21 protein-coding genes and 3 tRNA genes are annotated in these 18536 nt (G+C 40.8%); 12 read left to right on the plus strand and 12 right to left on the minus strand.

Annotated features, from left to right (window positions below; genetic code table 11):
- The first annotated feature begins 62 nt into the window (after nucleotides 1-62).
- Nucleotides 63-1706, plus strand: coding sequence for a chaperonin GroEL (groL, locus tag L5B71_RS05660; RefSeq protein WP_265757388.1), 1644 nt, complete (start codon nucleotides 63-65; stop codon nucleotides 1704-1706).
- A 104-nt stretch (nucleotides 1707-1810) separates the two neighbouring features.
- On the opposite strand, the gene L5B71_RS05665 is transcribed toward groL, so the two are convergent.
- Nucleotides 1811-2287, minus strand: a complete 477-nt coding sequence (locus L5B71_RS05665; protein ID WP_265757389.1) for a low molecular weight protein-tyrosine-phosphatase — start codon at nucleotides 2285-2287, stop codon at nucleotides 1811-1813.
- Nucleotides 2287-3618 (minus strand): 30S ribosomal protein S12 methylthiotransferase RimO, encoded by a 1332-nt coding sequence (rimO, locus tag L5B71_RS05670; protein ID WP_265757390.1) that lies wholly within the window; start codon nucleotides 3616-3618, stop codon nucleotides 2287-2289. The genes L5B71_RS05665 and rimO overlap by 1 nt, the downstream gene beginning before the upstream one ends.
- 201 nt (nucleotides 3619-3819) lie before the next feature.
- Here rimO and L5B71_RS05675 point away from each other — a divergent pair, with 201 nt between their 5' ends.
- The 5 genes from L5B71_RS05675 to L5B71_RS05695 all read left to right on the plus strand — a co-directional run bounded on the left by L5B71_RS05675 (nucleotide 3820) and on the right by L5B71_RS05695 (nucleotide 6476).
- Nucleotides 3820-4041, plus strand: a complete 222-nt coding sequence (locus L5B71_RS05675) for a YceK/YidQ family lipoprotein (RefSeq protein WP_265757391.1) — start codon at nucleotides 3820-3822, stop codon at nucleotides 4039-4041.
- Complete coding sequence (gene rep, locus L5B71_RS05680) at nucleotides 4038-6053, plus strand: DNA helicase Rep (protein ID WP_265757392.1); 2016 nt, start codon at nucleotides 4038-4040, stop codon at nucleotides 6051-6053. Before L5B71_RS05675 ends, rep begins: the two co-directional genes overlap by 4 nt.
- A gap of 108 nt (nucleotides 6054-6161) precedes the next feature.
- Nucleotides 6162-6251: transfer RNA gene (locus tag L5B71_RS05685), tRNA-Ser, on the plus strand.
- A 10-nt stretch (nucleotides 6252-6261) separates the two neighbouring features.
- Nucleotides 6262-6338, plus strand: a tRNA-Arg gene (locus L5B71_RS05690).
- 61 nt (nucleotides 6339-6399) lie between these two features.
- A tRNA-Arg gene (locus L5B71_RS05695) sits at nucleotides 6400-6476 on the plus strand.
- Nucleotides 6477-6899: 423 nt separating this feature from the next.
- Here the strand turns inward: L5B71_RS05695 and glyS are convergent.
- From glyS to L5B71_RS05725, 6 genes are all read right to left on the minus strand, one after another.
- Nucleotides 6900-8966, minus strand: a complete 2067-nt coding sequence (gene glyS, locus L5B71_RS05700; protein ID WP_265757393.1) for a glycine--tRNA ligase subunit beta — start codon at nucleotides 8964-8966, stop codon at nucleotides 6900-6902.
- 11 nt (nucleotides 8967-8977) lie between these two features.
- Complete coding sequence (locus tag L5B71_RS05705; protein WP_265757394.1) at nucleotides 8978-9415, minus strand: GNAT family N-acetyltransferase; 438 nt, start codon at nucleotides 9413-9415, stop codon at nucleotides 8978-8980.
- A gap of 28 nt (nucleotides 9416-9443) precedes the next feature.
- Nucleotides 9444-9713 carry a hypothetical protein gene (locus tag L5B71_RS05710; RefSeq protein ID WP_265757395.1) on the minus strand — a complete coding sequence of 90 codons (270 nt, stop codon included), beginning with the start codon at nucleotides 9711-9713 and terminating at the stop codon, nucleotides 9444-9446.
- 20 nt (nucleotides 9714-9733) lie between these two features.
- A complete protein-coding gene (locus L5B71_RS05715) occupies nucleotides 9734-10351 on the minus strand; it encodes a glutathione S-transferase family protein (RefSeq protein ID WP_265757396.1) in 618 nt (205 codons plus the stop codon).
- 33 nt (nucleotides 10352-10384) lie between these two features.
- Nucleotides 10385-11293 carry a glycine--tRNA ligase subunit alpha gene (glyQ, locus tag L5B71_RS05720; protein WP_265757397.1) on the minus strand — a complete coding sequence of 303 codons (909 nt, stop codon included), beginning with the start codon at nucleotides 11291-11293 and terminating at the stop codon, nucleotides 10385-10387.
- A gap of 103 nt (nucleotides 11294-11396) precedes the next feature.
- Complete coding sequence (locus L5B71_RS05725) at nucleotides 11397-11777, minus strand: hypothetical protein (RefSeq protein ID WP_265757398.1); 381 nt, start codon at nucleotides 11775-11777, stop codon at nucleotides 11397-11399.
- 162 nt (nucleotides 11778-11939) lie between these two features.
- Between L5B71_RS05725 and L5B71_RS05730 the strand changes: the two genes are divergently transcribed.
- The 6 genes from L5B71_RS05730 (at nucleotide 11940) to L5B71_RS05755 (ending at nucleotide 16111) form a co-directional block, all read left to right on the plus strand.
- A complete protein-coding gene (locus L5B71_RS05730) occupies nucleotides 11940-12542 on the plus strand; it encodes a beta-phosphoglucomutase family hydrolase (RefSeq protein WP_265757399.1) in 603 nt (200 codons plus the stop codon).
- Nucleotides 12543-13151 (plus strand): sugar O-acetyltransferase, encoded by a 609-nt coding sequence (locus tag L5B71_RS05735; protein WP_265757400.1) that lies wholly within the window; start codon nucleotides 12543-12545, stop codon nucleotides 13149-13151.
- Nucleotides 13144-13605 carry a YqaA family protein gene (locus tag L5B71_RS05740; protein WP_265757401.1) on the plus strand — a complete coding sequence of 154 codons (462 nt, stop codon included), beginning with the start codon at nucleotides 13144-13146 and terminating at the stop codon, nucleotides 13603-13605. Before L5B71_RS05735 ends, L5B71_RS05740 begins: the two co-directional genes overlap by 8 nt.
- Nucleotides 13606-13706: 101 nt before the next feature.
- Nucleotides 13707-14861 (plus strand): methionine adenosyltransferase, encoded by a 1155-nt coding sequence (gene metK / locus L5B71_RS05745; RefSeq protein ID WP_265757402.1) that lies wholly within the window; start codon nucleotides 13707-13709, stop codon nucleotides 14859-14861.
- Nucleotides 14862-14955: 94 nt separating this feature from the next.
- Nucleotides 14956-15486, plus strand: a complete 531-nt coding sequence (locus L5B71_RS05750) for a SprT family zinc-dependent metalloprotease (protein ID WP_265757403.1) — start codon at nucleotides 14956-14958, stop codon at nucleotides 15484-15486.
- Between the two features lie 28 nt (nucleotides 15487-15514).
- Nucleotides 15515-16111 (plus strand): opacity family porin, encoded by a 597-nt coding sequence (locus L5B71_RS05755; protein WP_265757404.1) that lies wholly within the window; start codon nucleotides 15515-15517, stop codon nucleotides 16109-16111.
- A gap of 49 nt (nucleotides 16112-16160) precedes the next feature.
- On the opposite strand, the gene mutM is transcribed toward L5B71_RS05755, so the two are convergent.
- The 4 genes from mutM to radC all read right to left on the minus strand — a co-directional run bounded on the left by mutM (nucleotide 16161) and on the right by radC (nucleotide 18440).
- Nucleotides 16161-16976 (minus strand): bifunctional DNA-formamidopyrimidine glycosylase/DNA-(apurinic or apyrimidinic site) lyase, encoded by an 816-nt coding sequence (gene mutM / locus L5B71_RS05760; protein ID WP_265757405.1) that lies wholly within the window; start codon nucleotides 16974-16976, stop codon nucleotides 16161-16163.
- A gap of 145 nt (nucleotides 16977-17121) precedes the next feature.
- Entirely contained in the window at nucleotides 17122-17292 is a 171-nt protein-coding gene (gene rpmG / locus L5B71_RS05765) for a 50S ribosomal protein L33 (protein WP_005542835.1), read from the minus strand.
- 11 nt (nucleotides 17293-17303) lie between these two features.
- Complete coding sequence (gene rpmB / locus L5B71_RS05770) at nucleotides 17304-17540, minus strand: 50S ribosomal protein L28 (protein WP_011608297.1); 237 nt, start codon at nucleotides 17538-17540, stop codon at nucleotides 17304-17306.
- 225 nt (nucleotides 17541-17765) lie between these two features.
- The gene (gene radC, locus L5B71_RS05775) at nucleotides 17766-18440 is read right to left on the minus strand and encodes a RadC family protein (protein WP_265757406.1); all 675 of its coding nucleotides are present in this window, start codon (nucleotides 18438-18440) and stop codon (nucleotides 17766-17768) included.
- Nucleotides 18441-18536: the final 96 nt, after the last annotated feature.

Here is an 18536-nt window from a genome sequence, read left to right on the forward strand (position 1 = left end):
AAAAAGTGCGGTTATTTTTCACCGCACTTTTAGCAACATTAATTATTAAGAAGGAATAAAAAATGGCAGCAAAAGACGTTAAATTTGGCAACGATGCCCGCGTAAAAATGCTTAACGGTGTAAACATTCTTGCAGATGCAGTGAAAGTTACTCTTGGGCCGAAAGGTCGTAATGTAATTTTAGACAAAGCCTTTGGCGCTCCAACGATCACGAAAGACGGCGTATCCGTTGCGCGTGAGATCGAATTAGAAGATAAATTCGAAAATATGGGCGCACAAATGGTGAAAGAAGTCGCATCTAAAGCCAATGACGCCGCAGGGGACGGTACAACTACCGCAACCGTATTAGCCCAAGCTATTGTAAACGAAGGTTTAAAAGCGGTGGCGGCGGGAATGAACCCGATGGATTTAAAACGCGGTATTGATAAAGCCGTGAGCGCTGTGGTGGCAGAATTAAAAGCCCTTTCTAAACCGTGCGAAAGCTCAAAAGAAATTGAGCAAGTGGGAACGATCTCTGCCAACTCAGATGATGTTGTAGGTAAACTTATTGCTGAAGCAATGGAAAAAGTGGGCAAAGAAGGGGTTATCACGGTAGAAGACGGTACAGGTTTAGAAGATGAATTGGCTGTGGTTGAAGGTATGCAATTCGATCGTGGTTACCTTTCCCCTTACTTCATCAACAAACCTGAAGCAGCAACCGTAGAATTTGACAACCCATTCATTCTTTTAGTGGACAAAAAAATCTCTAACATTCGTGAATTATTACCCGTGTTAGAAGCCGTTGCAAAAGCAGGTAAACCATTGTTAATTATCGCTGAAGATGTGGAAGGCGAAGCCCTTGCAACGCTTGTAGTAAACACAATGCGTGGTATCGTGAAAGTAGCGGCGGTAAAAGCACCAGGCTTTGGTGATCGCCGTAAAGCAATGTTGCAAGATATTGCAATTTTAACTGCGGGTACGGTGATTTCTGAAGAAATCGGTATGGAGTTAGAAAAAGCGACTTTAGAAGATTTAGGTCAAGCGAAACGTGTTGTGATCAACAAAGACAACACAACCATTATTGACGGTGTGGGCGAAGAAGCACAAATCAAAGGCCGTGTGGCACAAATTCGTCAGCAAATTGAAGAAAGCACTTCAGATTACGACAAAGAAAAATTACAAGAACGCGTGGCTAAATTAGCTGGCGGTGTGGCTGTAATTAAAGTGGGTGCGGCAACTGAAGTTGAAATGAAAGAGAAAAAAGATCGCGTTGAAGATGCCCTACACGCAACTCGAGCAGCTGTGGAAGAAGGTATCGTAGCCGGTGGTGGTGTTGCCTTAATCCGTGTGGCAACCAAAGTTGCGGCAAGCTTAAAAGGCGATAACGAAGAGCAAAATGTGGGGATCAAACTTGCCTTGCGTGCAATGGAAGCGCCATTACGTCAAATCGTCACTAATGCTGGGGAAGAAGCTTCTGTGGTGGCAAGTGCGGTGAAATCGGGTGAAGGAAACTTCGGTTACAACGCAGGTTCTGAGCAATATGGCGATATGCTTGAAATGGGTATCTTAGATCCAACCAAAGTAACCCGTTCAGCCCTTCAATTCGCGGCTTCTATCGCAGGATTAATGATTACCACGGAAGCGATGGTAACCGAAATTCCAAAAGAAGATAAAGCAGACCTAGGCGCTGGAATGGGCGGTATGGGTGGAATGGGCGGTATGATGTAGTTCATCCCTTATTCTCTAGTAATAAAAAACTTGCTGTGAGTTCTCATCCCACAGCAGGTTTTTTGTTCCATTCACATTATGGTTATCTCTTATTCTTTTAGTGCCTAGATTGAATACTTTAAACAAATCTTAGCAAGCAATGCATCGCAACATTGATCTAATAATTCATAAGTTTGCGTGAAGTTTTTGGTGTACCAAGGATCGGGGATATGATCGATGCCAAGGTTTGGACAAAGTTGAGTGATTTGAAATAATTTTTCAGGGTGATGACCAAATAATTTTTCCAAATCCGCTAAATTTTGGTTATCCATTGCAATCAGATAATCAAAATCTTGCCAATCTTTTGACCGCACTTTTCGGCTAATAAAGCCTTTATTATCAATATGATGCAATTCAAGCGTTTCTGCCGTACCGCAGTGCATATCCTCGCCATCGTGCCAGCCAGATGTGCCAGCACTGTCGCTGATGATTTTGTTAGATAAGCCTGCTTGTTTTACTTTTTCACGGAAAAGATATTCCGCCATTGGCGAACGGCAAATGTTCCCCAAGCAGATGAATAACACTTTCACTGGCGTAGTCATTAGCAAGTTCCCCATAAATCATATTCATCCGCTTGCGTGATGGTAACGTTAATCACTTGCCCCACGCGGACAGCTTGGTTTGACAGGTTATCCACATAAACCACACCATCAATTTCTGGCGCATCCGCCATTGAGCGTCCGATAATGCCTTCTTCATCAATTTCGTCCACAATCACAGGCAAGATTTTGCCGATTTTTTGCTGTAAACGCTGTGCTGAGATAGCTTGTTGTACTTGCATAAAGCGATGGAAGCGTTCTTCTTTTACCTCTTCTGGCACTTGATCTGGCATATCCGTGGCAACCGCACCTTCTACCGGACTAAATTTAAAACAGCCGACACGATCTAATTGTGCTTCTTGTAAGAAATCTAATAATTGTTGGAAATCTTCTTCCGTTTCCCCTGGGAAGCCCACAATGAAGGTAGAACGCAAGGTTAATTCTGGGCAAATTTCACGCCATTTTTTAATCCGCTCAAGGGTGCGATCGATTGAACCAGGGCGTTTCATCGCTTTCAAAATTTTCGGGCTAGCGTGCTGCAATGGAATATCTAAATAAGGCAAGATTTTGCCTTCCGCCATCAGTGGAATTAAATTATCTACGTGCGGATAAGGATACACATAATGCAAACGCACCCAAATGCCTAAGGTTGCCAACTGTTCGCACAGGCTGATGAGATTGTTTTTAATCGGCTTACCGTTCCAAAAAAACGTTTTGTTTTGGTTTTCTTTGCTTTGATCTAAAGAATAAGCAGAGGTATCTTGCGACACAATAAGCAATTCTTTCACGCCCGCATCGGCAAGGCGTTTGGCTTCATCTAACACTTGCGTAATCGGACGGCTATCTAAATCCCCACGCATTGAAGGGATAATGCAGAACGTACAACGATGATCGCAGCCTTCAGAAATTTTCAAATAAGCATAATGTTTTGGCGTAAGCTTCACCCCTTGCGCTGGCACAAGGCTGATATAAGGATTATGGGCTGGCTTTGGCACATATTTATGCACCTGCTCCATCACAGCCTCGTAGCTGTGCGGACCTGTCACTTCCAATACTTTTGGGTGAACTTCACGAATGCGATCTTCTTTCGCCCCCAAACAGCCCGTTACAATCACCTTGCCGTTTTCTTCCAGTGCTTCGCCGATCGCTTCTAGCGACTCTTGCACCGCGCTGTCAATAAATCCGCAGGTATTAACGATCACTAAATCGGCATTTTCATAACTCGGAATAATGTTATATCCGTCAGAACGCAACTCCGTTAAAATACGCTCTGAATCCACTAAATTCTTAGGACAACCTAAGCTAATAAAACCAATATTTGGCGCTGAACTCATAAAAAAAAATCTCAATAATCACTCAAAACATTACATTGTACAAAATTCGTATGTAAAAGGCGATAAGAGCGAGGGAAATTTCGCGGAAAAAGTACCGCACTTATGAGAGAATGGGAGAATTGTGTTATAGGCATTTTACTTTTCATTGTATTCCGCCCTGATCTTTCTCTATAATGCCCCAAACATTAAATTTGGGGTATTATGAAAAAAATATTAATGATATCCACCGCACTTTTATTACTCAGCGGTTGTGGAACAGTAGTTAAATTAATCGATCCATCAGAGCCTTATCAAAGCTATGCAGGCACGAAATACGATTGGGAAATGACCCGAAAGTGGGGGTTGCCAATTTTAGACTTGCCTTTATCTTTTTTATTAGATACCGCATTATTGCCCTATGCGTGGGCGGAAGAATCTAAATGAAATTAAATGCACAGCAACAACAAGCCGTTCATTATGTGTCTGGACCTTGCTTAGTTTTAGCGGGTGCAGGCTCGGGTAAAACACGGGTAATCATTAATAAAATTGCCCATTTGATCGCAAATTGTGGCTATTCCGCTAAGCATATTGCAGCGGTTACCTTTACCAATAAAGCTGCACGCGAAATGAAAGAGCGGGTGGCACATTCCATCGGTAAAGATCAAAGTCGTGGCTTGACGATCTCCACTTTCCATACACTTGGGTTCGACATTGTAAAGCGAGAACATAAGCATTTAGGACTAAAATCGGCCATTACATTGTTTGATGATTCTGATCAAATGGCGTTGTTGAGAGAACTGACTGAAGATCTGTTACAAGAAGATAAAGATCTGTTGAAAGCCTTGATTACACGGATTTCGCGTTGGAAAAATGATCTCATTTTGCCTGTGCAAGCTCTTGCCACAGCACGCGATCCGCAAGAACATACGTTTGCAGAATGCTATCAACGTTATGCCACGCAGTTGCGCGCTTATAATGCGCTAGATTTTGATGATTTAATTATGCAGCCTACGTTGCTATTACGTGCAAATGCAGAAGTGCGGTCAAAATGGCAGGCAAAAATTCGCTATTTGCTGGTGGACGAATATCAAGATACTAACACGAGTCAATATGAATTAATCAAATTGTTAGTGGGCGAAGCCGCACGATTTACCGTAGTAGGGGATGATGATCAGTCTATCTATTCTTGGCGTGGGGCAAAACCGCAAAATATGGCACGCCTGAAAAATGATTTTCCGCAGTTAGAAGTGATTAAACTTGAGCAGAATTACCGATCCACTGGACGAATTTTACATTGTGCCAATATTTTGATTGCTAATAACGATCACGTTTTTGACAAAAAATTGTTTTCTACCTTAGGTGAAGGGGAAAAATTGCAGGTGATTGAAGCAAAAAATGAAGAACACGAAGCCGAGCGCGTAGTGGGTGAACTCATCGCCCATCGCTTTATGCGTAAAACCAAATACCGTGATTACGCCATTTTATATCGTGGTAACCACCAATCGCGCTTGTTTGAAAAAGTGCTAATGCAAAACCGTATTCCTTATAAAATTTCAGGCGGCACGTCTTTTTTCTCAAGGACAGAAATTAAAGATATGATGGCGTATTTGCGCGTGCTGGTGAACCAAGATGATGATGCCGCACTCCTACGCATTATCAATACGCCAAAGCGAGAAATCGGCACGGCAACCCTTGAAAAGCTGGGAGCATTATCATCAGAGAAACATATCAGTTTATTTGAAGCCATTTTTGATTTTGAGTTAATTCAACGTGTGACACCAAAAGCCTATAATGCCTTACAGCATTTTGCTCGCTGGATTGTGGAACTCAATGATGAAATTTTGCGCGCTGAGCCAGAAGACGCCATTCGTCGAATGTTGAGCCAATTGCATTATGAAGAGTATCTTTACGAAACCGCTACTTCACCAAGAATGGCAGAAGTGCAAAGTAAAAATGTGGCACTCCTATTCCAATGGGTGGCGGAAATGCTCAAAGGCGATGAGTTTAATGAGCCAATGACGCTCAACCAAGTGGTCGCTCGTTTAACCTTGCGCGATATGTTAGAACGTGGTGAAGAAGATAATGAGAGCGATCAGGTGCAGCTGATGACGCTACACGCCTCAAAAGGGCTGGAATTTCCCCACGTTTTTTTAGTGGGAATGGAAGAGAATATCCTGCCACATCAAACCAGCATTGATGAAGACAATGTGGAAGAGGAACGCCGTTTAGCCTATGTAGGTATTACGCGTGCGCAACAAACGCTGACCTTTTCCTTATGCAAAGAGCGGCGACAATTTGGTGAAATTTTTAAACCAACACCAAGTCGCTTTTTAGATGAGCTGCCCGCAGATGATGTACAATGGGAAAGAGATAAACCAGCATTAAGTCAAGCAGAAAAAAATGCTAGAACTGAACAGCACGTTAATAATGTGCTAGCAATTTTAGATAGCAAATAATAGATTTTATCTTAGCTGTTGATAAATCAGGCAAACGAAACATTATTGATAAAAATCGTTTGACTTATGCCAGTTCAATCCGTATTATACGGCGCACAAACCGATTGCGGTGAGATGGCCGAGAGGCTGAAGGCGCACCCCTGCTAAGGGTGTATAGGGGAAACTCTATCGAGGGTTCGAATCCCTCTCTCACCGCCATTTACTCAGGGCATCCGTAGCTCAGCTGGATAGAGTACTCGGCTACGAACCGAGCGGTCAGAGGTTCGAATCCTCTCGGATGCGCCATTTTATTGCACTCTACAGTAAAATTAAAATGATTAAATGATTGGTTAGCGAATTCAAATACGCACCCGTAGCTCAGCTGGATAGAGTACTCGGCTACGAACCGAGCGGTCAAAGGTTCGAATCCTTTCGGGTGCGCCATCTTATTAATTTTCTCTCAATCCAAAAATCTATTTTTTCTTGATGTAATATGATATTTGCTTGAAAAATAACGTATTTTTCTGGTTTTTCTTGATTTTTCACGCTCTATTTTTGGGTTGATTGTGAGCACATTTTATCTGTTGTACCATTTATTTGCTATTTGCACCCAAAATGTACCAATTATTGCACCAGACTAGATATTTAAGATTTTATGGCAACATTTATAAAAAGAAATATATAGTTAGTGAGGACAAATCAAAAAAGTGAGATGAGTTTATCTATTCATATTTAAAATAATGTCGAGGCCAAACTGTTCTTGTTTCCATTCATTCCTATTTGACAATAAAAAAATAATAGATGATTTAGTCTATATAAAGGAAGCCCCACGCTTTGTAGAATGGGGCTTAATTTAAGAGATAAAAATTATTGCAACAATGAAATATCCGCTACTTGTAAGAACAATCCTTGTAAAGTACGTAGAATAGCTAAGCGATTTTGACGCAATTGTGGATCTTCTGCATTCACCATCACTTTTTCAAAGAAGTTATCCACGGGCTGGCGTAAATTAGCCAGTTTATCCAATACCGCAACATAATCACCATTTGCAATAAGCGGTTGTACTTCACTTTGTAGCGTGAGTACACTTTCGGCGAGTACCTTTTCTTCAGGCTCAACGCAACGTTCTAAATGGATTTCGCCGATTTCACCATCTGTTTTAGCTAGAATATTTGTTACACGTTTATTGGCAGCGGCCAAGGCTTCAGCAGCATCTAAGGTGCGGAAGTGTGAAACGGCACGCACACGGGCATCAAAATCCGCAGGTTTCGTTGGTCGGCGTGCCAATACCGCTTGGATCACATCAACGCCAAAGCCCTCATCTTGATACCACGCACGGAATCGTCCGAGCATAAAGTCTAGCACATCATTTACCACATTTTGATTACTGAGTTTATCGCCATAAAGCGCGGTCGCTTTTTCCACTAATTGTTGTAAATCAAGTGGTAATTTTTTCTCAACAATAATTCGCAACACACCTAGTGCGGCACGGCGAAGTGCAAACGGATCTTTATCGCCTTTTGGATGTTGTCCAATGCCGAAAATCCCAGCAAGTGTATCTAATTTATCCGCTAGCGCCACGCAGCACGCCACTAAGCTATTTGGTAAGGCATCGCCAGCAAAACGTGGCATATATTGTTCATTTAATGCGATAGCAACTTCTTCATCTTCGCCATCGTGACGAGCGTAGTGCATCCCCATTACACCTTGTGTATCGGTAAATTCAAACACCATATTGGTCATTAAATCACATTTAGAAAGTAAACCCGCACGCTTCGCTTTGGTTTCGTCTGCCCCAATTAGCCCAGCAATAATGCCACTTAATTGTTCAATACGAGCAGTTTTGTCGCGCAATGTGCCAAGCTGTTGTTGGAATAACACCGTTTCTAAACGTGGCAAATTGTCTTCCAAACGCTGTTTTAAGTCGGTTTTGAAGAAAAATTCTGCATCGGTTAAACGTGGGCGCACCACTTTTTCGTTCCCTTCAATGATCGCACTTGGATCGTCTGGGTTGATATTGGATACAAAGATAAAGTGCGGTAATAATTTGCCATTTTTATCGTAAATAGGGAAATATTTTTGGTCGCCTTTCATTGTATACACTAATGCTTCAGCTGGTACAGCAAGGAAGCGTTCTTCAAATTTGGCGGTCAGTACATTTGGATATTCCACCAAGGCTGTGACTTCATCGAGTAAATCCTCTTCAATATCTGCCACGCCACCGAGAGCGGTCGCTTTTGCTTGGGATTTTGCAAGAATTTCTGCACGGCGTTCGTTGAAATCAGCAATCACCATACCTTTTTCTTTGAGTAACGCAGGATATTGATCGGCGTGTGCAATTTGGAATTCTCGCTCGCCTAAAAAACGGTGTCCACGAATGGTGTTACCACTTGCCACACCAAGAATTTCACCGGTAATTAATTCATCACCTAATAAAAGGGTAACGGTATGTACTGGGCGTACAAACTGTTCGTTTTTATCCCCCCAACGCATTGTTTTTGGGATAGGCAATTTGGCCAATGCATTGCTGATAATGCCCACCAGCAAGTTTTTGGTTGGTTGTCCTTCAACCACCGCACGGTGAACCAGCCACTCGCCTTTATCTGTCGCTAAGCGTTGCGCTTGATCAACCGTGATGCCACAACCTCTCGCCCAGCCTTCAGCTGCCTTAGTTGGCTTGCCTTCTGCATCAAATGCTGCGGATACTGCAGGACCACGTTTTTCCACCTCTTTACTCGGCTGAGCAGTGGCTAACGCCAACACTTTCACCGCCAAACGGCGAGGAGCTGCAAACCATTCTACCTTATCAAATGTTAACCCAGCTTGATTAAGCTCTTGTTCCACATTCTCTTTAAACGCCACCGCTAATTTTTTCAGAGCTTTCGGTGGTAGCTCTTCTGTGCCGATCTCGGCGAGGAAATTTTGTGTTGTCATTTTTTTCTCTTTTACTTAATATCTTTTCTATATTGAACCATTGAAGTTTGTTTGGCTAATTTATCATACAACTTTTGCGCCGTATGGTTATCACGATCTGTCATCCAATAGACTCGGTTAAATTGCTGTTTTTCTGCAAGTTGATAAATATACTCGATAAGCTGTTTGCCAATGCCTCGCCCACGGTATGATTCAGCAACAAACAGATCTTCTAAATAACAACAAGGCGTAGTATTCCAGGTATTGGGGTGAATAACAATGTGAGCAAAACCAACGAGTTTTTCACCATCAAATGCTCCCAATCCTTGAATTTGTGCTGCACTCGAGATATTATGCCAAGTATGTTGCGTAACCACGTCATCTAATGATGTTTGGTAAAAAGTTAAGTAGCCCTGCCAAAGTGGCTGCCATTGGGTAAAATCTTCTGCTTGTAATAAACGAATTTCCATCAATAAGCCTCTGCAATTTACTTTTCTATTACCCTCTTGGCGAAAAATAAAGTGTAAGCTGATCAGTATCTAAAATCACCTCATCACCAACAACTAAAGCTGGAACACCAGCATAACCATTCGCTTTCACAGCATCGAAAACTGAATGCTGATCACGTAAACGTAAAAAACGTTTCAGATTTGCCATACTTTCCAAAATACTAACGCTTTCATATTCCACATTTAAGCGAGCTAACTCTGCCATAAAAGGCGCTGTATCGGGGCAAAGATGGGCAAAAAATAAAACCGGTTTTGTCATTTTGATCATCCTAAAATTGTTTATACTGTTGGTGTTGTTGTTTGCAAACAAGGGTATTTAGTATTCATTTTTGCAGCCCATTCCGTAAGATTTGGAAAATTTTTCTCTAAATCGTAACCTGTATTGTCGGGACGAAATTGCCACCAATCAATTAAACATACCGCACTCAACGTACCAATATTTAATTCATCGCCAAATTTTGCCAGTTTCTCTTCTAGCTGCATAAAACTTCGAATATTTCTTTCCATTAACTGGTGATGTCTTGCTTTCCACCACTCATTTTCAGGACGAAAACGTCGCTCTACAACAATCATCGGCGTAGTATTTTCTAAAATACCTTCAACTAAAGCATGTAGTCCCAATACTTGCCAACGTTTACCATTCATTGGGAACAAAGTAGGCTGTAAACCTATACTATCCAAATATTGACTAATTAACAGACTACCAAATAACCATTCACCATTTTCTATTTGTAATGCAGGGATTCGCCCTAATGGATTATGCTGATTATGGGGTGAATTAGGATCAAATGAATCAGTTATGCGCAACATCTCAACTTGATTTTCAAGTTGATGATATTTCAATGTTGCCACAACCTTACGAGCAAATGAACTTGTCGTGGAATACCAAAGTTTCATTTTTTATTCCCCTTTAATCAGATAATCAAAAAATTATTTCTTACACCCTGGAAACCCTAACGCTTCACGGCTGGCGTAATAAGCCTCAGCTACACCTTTAGTTAGGGTGCGAATGCGTAAAATATAACGTTGACGCTCGGTAACGGATATCGCTTTGCGTGCATCAAGCAGGTTGAAACTGTGTGCTGCTTTTAAAATACGTTCATAAGCAGGCAGCGGTAATGGTTTTTCTAATGCAAGCAAACTTTGAGCTTCTTTTTCATATTGTTCAAAACAGTAGAAAAGAAAATCAGTATTAGCGTATTCAAAGTTATAAGTAGATTGTTCCACTTCGTTTTGGTGGAATACATCGCCGTAGGTGGTTTTACCTAATGGGCCGTCTGACCAAACAAGATCGTAAACGCTATCTACACCTTGAATATACATTGCCAAACGCTCTAAACCGTAGGTGATTTCGCCCGTTACGGGTTTACATTCTAAGCCGCCCACCTGTTGGAAATAGGTAAATTGAGTCACTTCCATTCCGTTTAACCATACTTCCCAGCCTAAACCCCACGCACCGAGTGTTGGGTTTTCCCAGTTGTCTTCTACAAAACGAATATCATTTTGCGTTGGATCGAAGCCAAGCATTTTTAAGCTATCAAGATATAACTCTTGAATATTGTCTGGCGAAGGCTTGATTACTACTTGGAATTGGTAGTAATGTTGTAAGCGATTAGGGTTTTCGCCATAACGACCATCAGTTGGACGGCGAGAGGGTTGCACATAAGCAAATGCCATTGGTTCAGGCCCTAAGGCACGCAAAGCGGTCATTGGGTGCGAAGTTCCCGCCCCGACTTCCATATCAAAAGGTTGAACAATAGTACAACCTTGCTCTGCCCAGTAATCTTGGAGGGCTAAAATCATACCTTGAAAGGTTTTTACATTAAATTTTTTATCCATAAGTGTTCTATTTTCACAAGTTAAAGAAATATAGCTATTATACGGGATAAGCAATCATTATCCCAGTTTTCCGTAAAATTTGCCTGAAAATTGCTGAATATATCTAAATACATTCGTTCAATATTTGTGGTTGCGAAAGAGAAAGCGCGTAAATATTAGCGATAAAATGCGTTTGTTCACTTTCTGGAATTTCGATAGGAATTAACGCAAGCAATTCTAAGTAGCGTTGAAAAACACGAGGGAAAAGCGTATCACTTTGCATTTCTGAAAATATATCTTGATCCAAGGGATGAACGGCATACCCTCGCTTAATTCGTCCTAATGCCATTGCAAAATGGTTGAGCAGCATAAAGGCTTGACGGCTTTCTACATCAGCGTGCCATTGTTCAAGCAGATATTCTCGAAGATGAAATACCCATTCTATGATTTCTTCATCGATCAACTTTCGTTGTAATAAAAAAGTTAATTGTTGTTGTAGTTTCATTGACACCTCTGAATGATTTTCAGGTTAGGAAAGTGCGGTGTTTTTTAGCGATAAATTTTTGCTTAATTCTAACTTTACCGAAATCTCACCAAATAAAACAGTGCAGGGATCACAAATTTATAGCAAAATATGCAAAATTTTAAAGAAAGAAGGTAGTAATCTATGAGAGATTTAGCGTTTTTGGCTGATTATGATGGCTTAATTTTTGATATGGATGGTACAGTTATCGACACAATGCCAAGCCATAAAAAAGCGTGGGATAAAGTAGGTGAAACCTTGGGTTATCCTTTAAATGGGGAAATGATTTATCAACTTGGTGGTGCGCCTGTGAAAGTGATAGCTGAACAAATGATGAAAAAAGCCGCAATGCCAATGGAATTGTTTGATGAAGTGATCCAACTAAAACGCCAATACGGCATTGAATTAATTATGCAGCATTCCACCTTGTTGCCAGCAGCGCAGGTGGTGATGCAATTTGCTGGGCAAAAACCTTTGGCGTTGGGAACAGGATCGCACCGCAATGTGACCAATTTATTGCTCGATAAATTTGATTTGCACGCCTATTTTGATGCTGTGGTTACTGCAGAAGATGTGGAAAAGCACAAGCCCGAACCCGATACGTTTTTACGTTGTGCTGAATTAATCAAAGTGAATCCGCAACGTTGTGTAGTATTTGAAGATGCGGATCTTGGTGTACAAGCAGGCCTTGCAGCAGGTATGGACGTGTTTGATGTGCGCATCAATCAACTGATTAAGGGCAATTAAATGTTATCCGATAAGCAAAAAATGCTCACAGGGTTGGCGCATAAACCGAATGATCCAGAATTAATGCAACTTCGCATTGAAAATAAAAAGCGACTTTTTCAATACAATACGCAAATTTGCCCTTCTGAAACAGAAAAAAGAGCGGTGCTAATTCAGCAAATTTTAGGCAAATGCAAAAATGAACCCCATATTAACGCCCCGTTTTTTTGCGATTACGGCTGCTTTATTGAAGTGGGTGAAAACTTTTTTGCTAACTATAACTGCACAATGCTTGATAACGGTGGTATTACTATTGGTGATAATGTAATGTTAGCACCCAATGTGAGCCTTTATACTGTAGGTCACCCCCTTGATGCTGAATTACGCCGTCAAGATTGGGAACAAGCGCTGCCGATCACCATTGGTAATAATGTATGGATTGGTGGAAATGCCATTATCTTAGGCGGTGTAACCATCGGCGATAACGTAGTGATTGGTGCAGGTTCAGTGGTGAGCAAAGATATTCCCGCAAATAGCCTTGTGGTAGGCAATCCTGCCAAAGTGATTCGCCAAATTACCGAGCAAGATAAGCTCAATTACATTAACAAATATATGGCAGACTATGCTTGATTGGCTGACCGATTGGCTATTGGGATCGCAAAATAGCCTATGGCTAATGTTTACTAGCGCCTTTCTTAGTGCCACCGTATTGCCTGGTAATTCGGAAATTATTTTCCTGTTTCTCACCGCACCTCTTATTGGCACAATGTTTTCTAATGATGTACTAAATTTGATCGCCGTCGCGACTGTAGGTAACACCCTTGGTAGTATGACTACCTATGTGATTGGACGCTGGTTTCCCAAATTAGAACAAAAAAATCTACAACGCAGCTGGGCGTTAGACAAAATTCAGCGTTACGGCATTTGGACGTTATTATTAAGCTGGTTGCCTATAGTAGGCGATGCGTTTTGCGCTATGGCGGGTTGGTTGAGGTTTAACTGCTTGAAATCAATGATTTTAATCTTTTTTAGCAAGCTATTACGCTATGTTTTTCTTTATCAACTAAACATATTGACATACTAATGTAGCGAAAATTAATGCTTGCTTTCTAAACAAAAAAACGTATTATAGACGTCTAGACGCAAAAACATCTAAAAAGTTAATTTCAGATTTTAAGGAAAGCTATGTCATCTTATTTATTTACTTCCGAATCTGTATCGGAAGGGCATCCAGATAAAATTGCCGATCAGATTTCTGACGCTGTATTAGACGAGATTTTAAAACAAGATCCAAAAGCACGTGTAGCGTGCGAAACCTATGTTAAGACAGGAATGGCGCTTGTGGGCGGTGAGATAACCACATCAGCTTGGGTGGATATTGAAAACCTTACTCGCCAGGTGATTTGTGATATTGGTTACGAACATTCTGAAATGGGCTTTGATGGCCATTCTTGTGCAGTGCTAAATGCAATTGGTAAACAATCTTCAGACATCAACCAAGGTGTGGATCGCGAAAGTCCGTTAGATCAAGGTGCGGGTGACCAAGGCATTATGTTTGGTTATGCAACCAACGAAACAGATGTATTAATGCCAGCAGCGATCACCTATGCTCATCGCTTGATGGAACGTCAAGCACAAGTGCGTAAAAATGGCATTTTAGCTTGGTTACGTCCTGATGCGAAAAGTCAAGTTACCTTAAAATATGAAAATGATAATATCGTGGGTATTGATGCGGTTGTGCTTTCTACTCAACATTCAGATGGAGTAAGCCAACAAGAGATCTATGATGGTGTAATGGAAGAAATTATTAAACCAGTACTACCAAGCGAATGGCTTAGCAAAGACACAAAATATTTTATCAACCCAACAGGTCGCTTTGTAATTGGGGGGCCTATGGGGGATTGTGGTTTAACTGGACGCAAGATTATTGTAGATACTTACGGTGGTGCAGCGCGCCATGGTGGGGGCGCATTCTCTGGTAAAGATCCATCAAAAGTGGATCGCTCAGCAGCGTATGCAGCTCGTTATGTTGCGAAGAATATTGTTGCCGCAGGATTAGCGGATCGTTGTGAAATTCAACTCTCTTATGCAATTGGTGTGGCAGAGCCAACATCTATTATGGTGGAAACCTTTGGCACGGGCAAAGTGAGCAATGAATTGTTGGTAAATTTAGTGCGTGAATTTTTCGATTTACGCCCTTATGGCTTAATCAAAATGCTCGATCTTATTCAACCAATCTATCGTCAAACTGCAGCTTATGGGCACTTTGGTCGTGAACAATTCCCTTGGGAAAGAACCGACCGCGCTGCGGAATTAAGAGTCGCCGCAGGGTTGAAATAAACGAAAAATTATTGAACAGTAAATATGGCTAGATTAATTCTCTCCGCGTTTTTGCTTTATTGGATAGAATAAATTTAGCTATATTTTTTTATTTATGTCAGCAATCGATCCATCATTACGTTTACTTAATATGCAGATTCTCCGTCAGTTACGCCATTATTTACAACTGGCAGAGCAATATTTTCAGCGTACTTTTCCAATACCTACTGTCAACTATCAATTGCGTGGCGTGAAAGCGGGTGTAGCATATTTGCAGAAAAATGAAATCCGTTTTAACCGCACTTTACTGCTTGAAAATCCCGAATATTTTTTACAACAAATTATTCCCCATGAATTAGCACATTTAATTGTCTATCAAGTCTTTGGGCGAGTTGCGCCGCATGGCAGAGAATGGAAAACGATAATGGAAACGGTTTTTTGCCAACCTGCTGAAATTTACCACAATCTCGATATTAAAAGTGTGCAAGGAAAAACCTTTACTTATCGTTGTGCGTGCCGCACTCATGATCTTAGCTTACGCCGTCATAACAAAGTACAAAAACAAAGTGCGGTGTATTTTTGTCGAGAATGTAAACAAGCATTGATCTATTTACCATTAAGTGCAGACTATGCTAAACTAAGTTAGTTTCTACAAACTTTGATTGGAGAAGACTATGAAGAAATTATTAGCAGTAGCAATCGGTGCCTTAGCCATTTCAGCAACAGCCAGTGCAAACTTGTATGTGCAAGGCGATTTAGGTTATTCAAAAACAAAATTTACTGGCGATTTTGATGATTCAAATATGAGTAAAGTAGCGCCAAGCGTAGCAATTGGATATAAAGTTAATGAGCTACGTTTTGCGTTAGACTATACCTATTATGGTAAGAAAAACTATTCTTACCATATTCAAGAAAATGCAACAGATTATGAAAAAGGTAACGGCTCAATTAAAGCTCAAGGTTTTGGTCTTTCAGCCCTGTATGATTTTGATTTAGATAGCGCACTCAAACCTTATGTTGGATTGCGTTTATCATTAAATAACATCAAAGCTAATGAGACTTTTGTTGAGGTGAGTTCTAACTCAGTGGCTACAAACTCTGACTCTGAATCGCATACTAAATTTGGTTATGGTGTATTAGCAGGCGTATCTTACAAGCTTAATAATAATTTAACTTTAGATACGGGTATTCAATTGCAACGTTTAGCTTCTTTTGAAAATACTAAAGTAAATCAATATGGTTTTAAAGTAGGTCTTCGCTACGAGTTCTAATTGTCTTTACATCATAAACTATGAATACCGCTTATAAGAGCGGTATTTTTTATGATCTTTTCTGGCATTTTGGGCAAAAAAAGCTATTACGTTGCCCGATGACCAAACTTTCAATTTTTGTTCCGCACTTTGGACAAGGTTTATCTTTATTGCCGTAAACCCGTAGCACTTGGGCGAAATAACCAGGGCGACCGTCAGGTTGTAAGAAATCTTTTAAAGTAGTTCCACCTTTTGCAATGGCAGTGGCAAGCACTTGTTTAATGGCGTGAACCAGCAATTCGCATTGTGCTTTGGTTAAGTTTTTGGCTAATTTCAGCGGATGTAAACCGCATAAAAATAGCGTTTCATTGGCATAAATATTGCCGACCCCCACCACCACCGCATTATCCATTAAAAAGGTTTTAAGTGCGGTCTGTTTTTTGCGAGATTTTTTGAACAGATATGCGCCTGTAAATTCTGCAGAAAGAGGTTCTGGTCCAAGCTTCGCAAAAAGATGAAAATCTTCCAGATTATCCGTCCACAACCACGCACCAAAACGGCGAGGATCGTTATAACGCAGCACCTTGCCATTATTCATCACAATATCTAAATGATCGTGTTTATCAATGGGACTATCTTGTGGCACTACACGCAAAGATCCTGACATTCCCAAATGCCCAATGATCGCCCCTTTTTCGGTATGAATGATCAGATATTTTGCACGGCGGGAAAGATGGCTTACTTTAACCTGCTTAAACTCACTTAATTGTGGGCTGACTTCCCAGCGTAATTTAGGATTGCGTACCACGATTTGTTCAATGGTAAATCCCGTTAAATAAGGCGAAATACCATTTTTGGTGGTTTCAACTTCAGGTAATTCAGGCATTTTTTCTCCGTGTAAATAAATGTATTAGTTCTAATGAAAATTTTTCTGCGTAACGATATAAATAGGGGCAATCAAGAAAAATCCAAGAAAATCGGCTATAAAAAAACCCGAACAAGTCGGGTTTTTCTAATTCATCAAAGCCAAATTATTTGATTTTAGCTTCTTTATAAATAACGTGTTTACGCACAACAGGATCAAATTTTTTGATCTCCATTTTTTCTGGCATATTACGTTTATTTTTAGTTGTTGTGTAGAAATGACCGGTTTCAGCTGTTGAAACTAAACGGATTTTTTCACGAGCACCTTTAGCTGCCATTTTTTAGCTCCTTAGATTTTCTCGCCACGAGCACGGATTTCAGCCAACACTGCATCAATGCCTTTTTTATCAATAATACGCATACCTTTCGCTGTTAAGCGTAAAGTTACGAAACGTTTTTCAGACTCAACCCAGAAACGGTGAGTGTGTAAGTTAGGAAGAAAACGACGACGAGTCGCATTCATTGCGTGCGAGCGGTTGTTACCAACTGCTGGACGCTTGCCTGTTACTTGACAGACTCTAGACATATTAATCTCCAATAAATCAAATATAAGCTCGAGCTTAGGGTTCGGATATTGCAAACTAGGTTTGCAAGCTACCTCGTCAGGTCGCTCTAACCGACCCGCATACTATATTAAAGGTTGCAAATTATACTCACTTTATTTGTTATACTCAAGCCTAAATCACTTAATTAACGTAATAAATGACAAAAAAATCAGCAACTCCACCGCTTTATTATTGCAAGGCGACCATTATAACCAACCTTTTTCGCTAAAAGAAACATAACAACCTTTGCCGATCACAAAATGATCTAGCACGCGAATTTCCACTAATTCGGCCACTTTTTGGATCTTTTCCGTGATGAACCGATCAGAATTGCTTGGCTCTGCAATGCCAGAAGGGTGATTATGTGCCAAAATAATTGCCGCCGCATTACAAAAAAGTGCGCTTTTAACAATTTCTCTGGGATACACCGCAGCCGTGTTGATCGTACCTAAAAACATTTCTTCTTTTTTAATCAGGCGATGCTGATTATCTAAAAAAAGTACCAAAAAAACTTCCCGCTCTTTATGCTCTAGCTCCGCTTGCAAATACATTCGCACTAACTCTGGGCGAGTAAATGCTTGCGCCATTTCCAATTCTTGCAATAAATAACGCTTTGTCATTTCCGTACTGGCTTGTAGCTGAATAAATTGCGTAATGCCTAAGCCTTTAACGTTGCAAAAGGCTTTTTGATCTGCACTGATTAACTGCCGTAATGATCCAAAATGATCAAGAACCACACGAGATAATTCCATTACCGAACAGTTCTTGATTCCCGTGCGTAAAAAAATGGCTAATAATTCGCTATCATCAAGGGCTTCAGCACCTAATTTTAGCAGTTTTTCGCGTGGCATTAAGGTGGGCATTTTTTGTAGTGATTCCATTTCGCTAACATCAAATTGTAGATCTTTTTAGCATAGGTAACGTTATTCTGGCAGGCTTCTCCACGAATTTTGCGATTCAGATCGAAAAATTGAATT

The organism is Avibacterium sp. 21-586 (assembly GCF_026226775.1).
Taxonomy (GTDB): Bacteria; Pseudomonadota; Gammaproteobacteria; order Enterobacterales; family Pasteurellaceae; genus Avibacterium.

Excerpts from the sequence above, each read along its gene's own strand:
- groL (WP_265757388.1), top strand. The coding sequence starts at position 63 with ATGGCAGCAAAAGACGTTAAATTTGGCAACGATGCCCGCGTAAAAATG.
- L5B71_RS05665 (WP_265757389.1), bottom strand. The coding sequence starts at position 2,287 with ATGACTACGCCAGTGAAAGTGTTATTCATCTGCTTGGGGAACATTTGC.
- rimO (WP_265757390.1), bottom strand. The coding sequence starts at position 3,618 with ATGAGTTCAGCGCCAAATATTGGTTTTATTAGCTTAGGTTGTCCTAAG.
- L5B71_RS05675 (WP_265757391.1), top strand. The coding sequence starts at position 3,820 with ATGAAAAAAATATTAATGATATCCACCGCACTTTTATTACTCAGCGGT.
- rep (WP_265757392.1), top strand. The coding sequence starts at position 4,038 with ATGAAATTAAATGCACAGCAACAACAAGCCGTTCATTATGTGTCTGGA.
- glyS (WP_265757393.1), bottom strand. The coding sequence starts at position 8,966 with ATGACAACACAAAATTTCCTCGCCGAGATCGGCACAGAAGAGCTACCA.
- L5B71_RS05705 (WP_265757394.1), bottom strand. The coding sequence starts at position 9,415 with ATGGAAATTCGTTTATTACAAGCAGAAGATTTTACCCAATGGCAGCCA.
- L5B71_RS05710 (WP_265757395.1), bottom strand. The coding sequence starts at position 9,713 with ATGACAAAACCGGTTTTATTTTTTGCCCATCTTTGCCCCGATACAGCG.
- L5B71_RS05715 (WP_265757396.1), bottom strand. The coding sequence starts at position 10,351 with ATGAAACTTTGGTATTCCACGACAAGTTCATTTGCTCGTAAGGTTGTG.
- glyQ (WP_265757397.1), bottom strand. The coding sequence starts at position 11,293 with ATGGATAAAAAATTTAATGTAAAAACCTTTCAAGGTATGATTTTAGCC.
- L5B71_RS05725 (WP_265757398.1), bottom strand. The coding sequence starts at position 11,777 with ATGAAACTACAACAACAATTAACTTTTTTATTACAACGAAAGTTGATC.
- L5B71_RS05730 (WP_265757399.1), top strand. The coding sequence starts at position 11,940 with ATGAGAGATTTAGCGTTTTTGGCTGATTATGATGGCTTAATTTTTGAT.
- L5B71_RS05735 (WP_265757400.1), top strand. The coding sequence starts at position 12,543 with ATGTTATCCGATAAGCAAAAAATGCTCACAGGGTTGGCGCATAAACCG.
- L5B71_RS05740 (WP_265757401.1), top strand. The coding sequence starts at position 13,144 with ATGCTTGATTGGCTGACCGATTGGCTATTGGGATCGCAAAATAGCCTA.
- metK (WP_265757402.1), top strand. The coding sequence starts at position 13,707 with ATGTCATCTTATTTATTTACTTCCGAATCTGTATCGGAAGGGCATCCA.
- L5B71_RS05750 (WP_265757403.1), top strand. The coding sequence starts at position 14,956 with ATGTCAGCAATCGATCCATCATTACGTTTACTTAATATGCAGATTCTC.
- L5B71_RS05755 (WP_265757404.1), top strand. The coding sequence starts at position 15,515 with ATGAAGAAATTATTAGCAGTAGCAATCGGTGCCTTAGCCATTTCAGCA.
- mutM (WP_265757405.1), bottom strand. The coding sequence starts at position 16,976 with ATGCCTGAATTACCTGAAGTTGAAACCACCAAAAATGGTATTTCGCCT.
- rpmG (WP_005542835.1), bottom strand. The coding sequence starts at position 17,292 with ATGGCAGCTAAAGGTGCTCGTGAAAAAATCCGTTTAGTTTCAACAGCT.
- rpmB (WP_011608297.1), bottom strand. The coding sequence starts at position 17,540 with ATGTCTAGAGTCTGTCAAGTAACAGGCAAGCGTCCAGCAGTTGGTAAC.
- radC (WP_265757406.1), bottom strand. The coding sequence starts at position 18,440 with ATGGAATCACTACAAAAAATGCCCACCTTAATGCCACGCGAAAAACTG.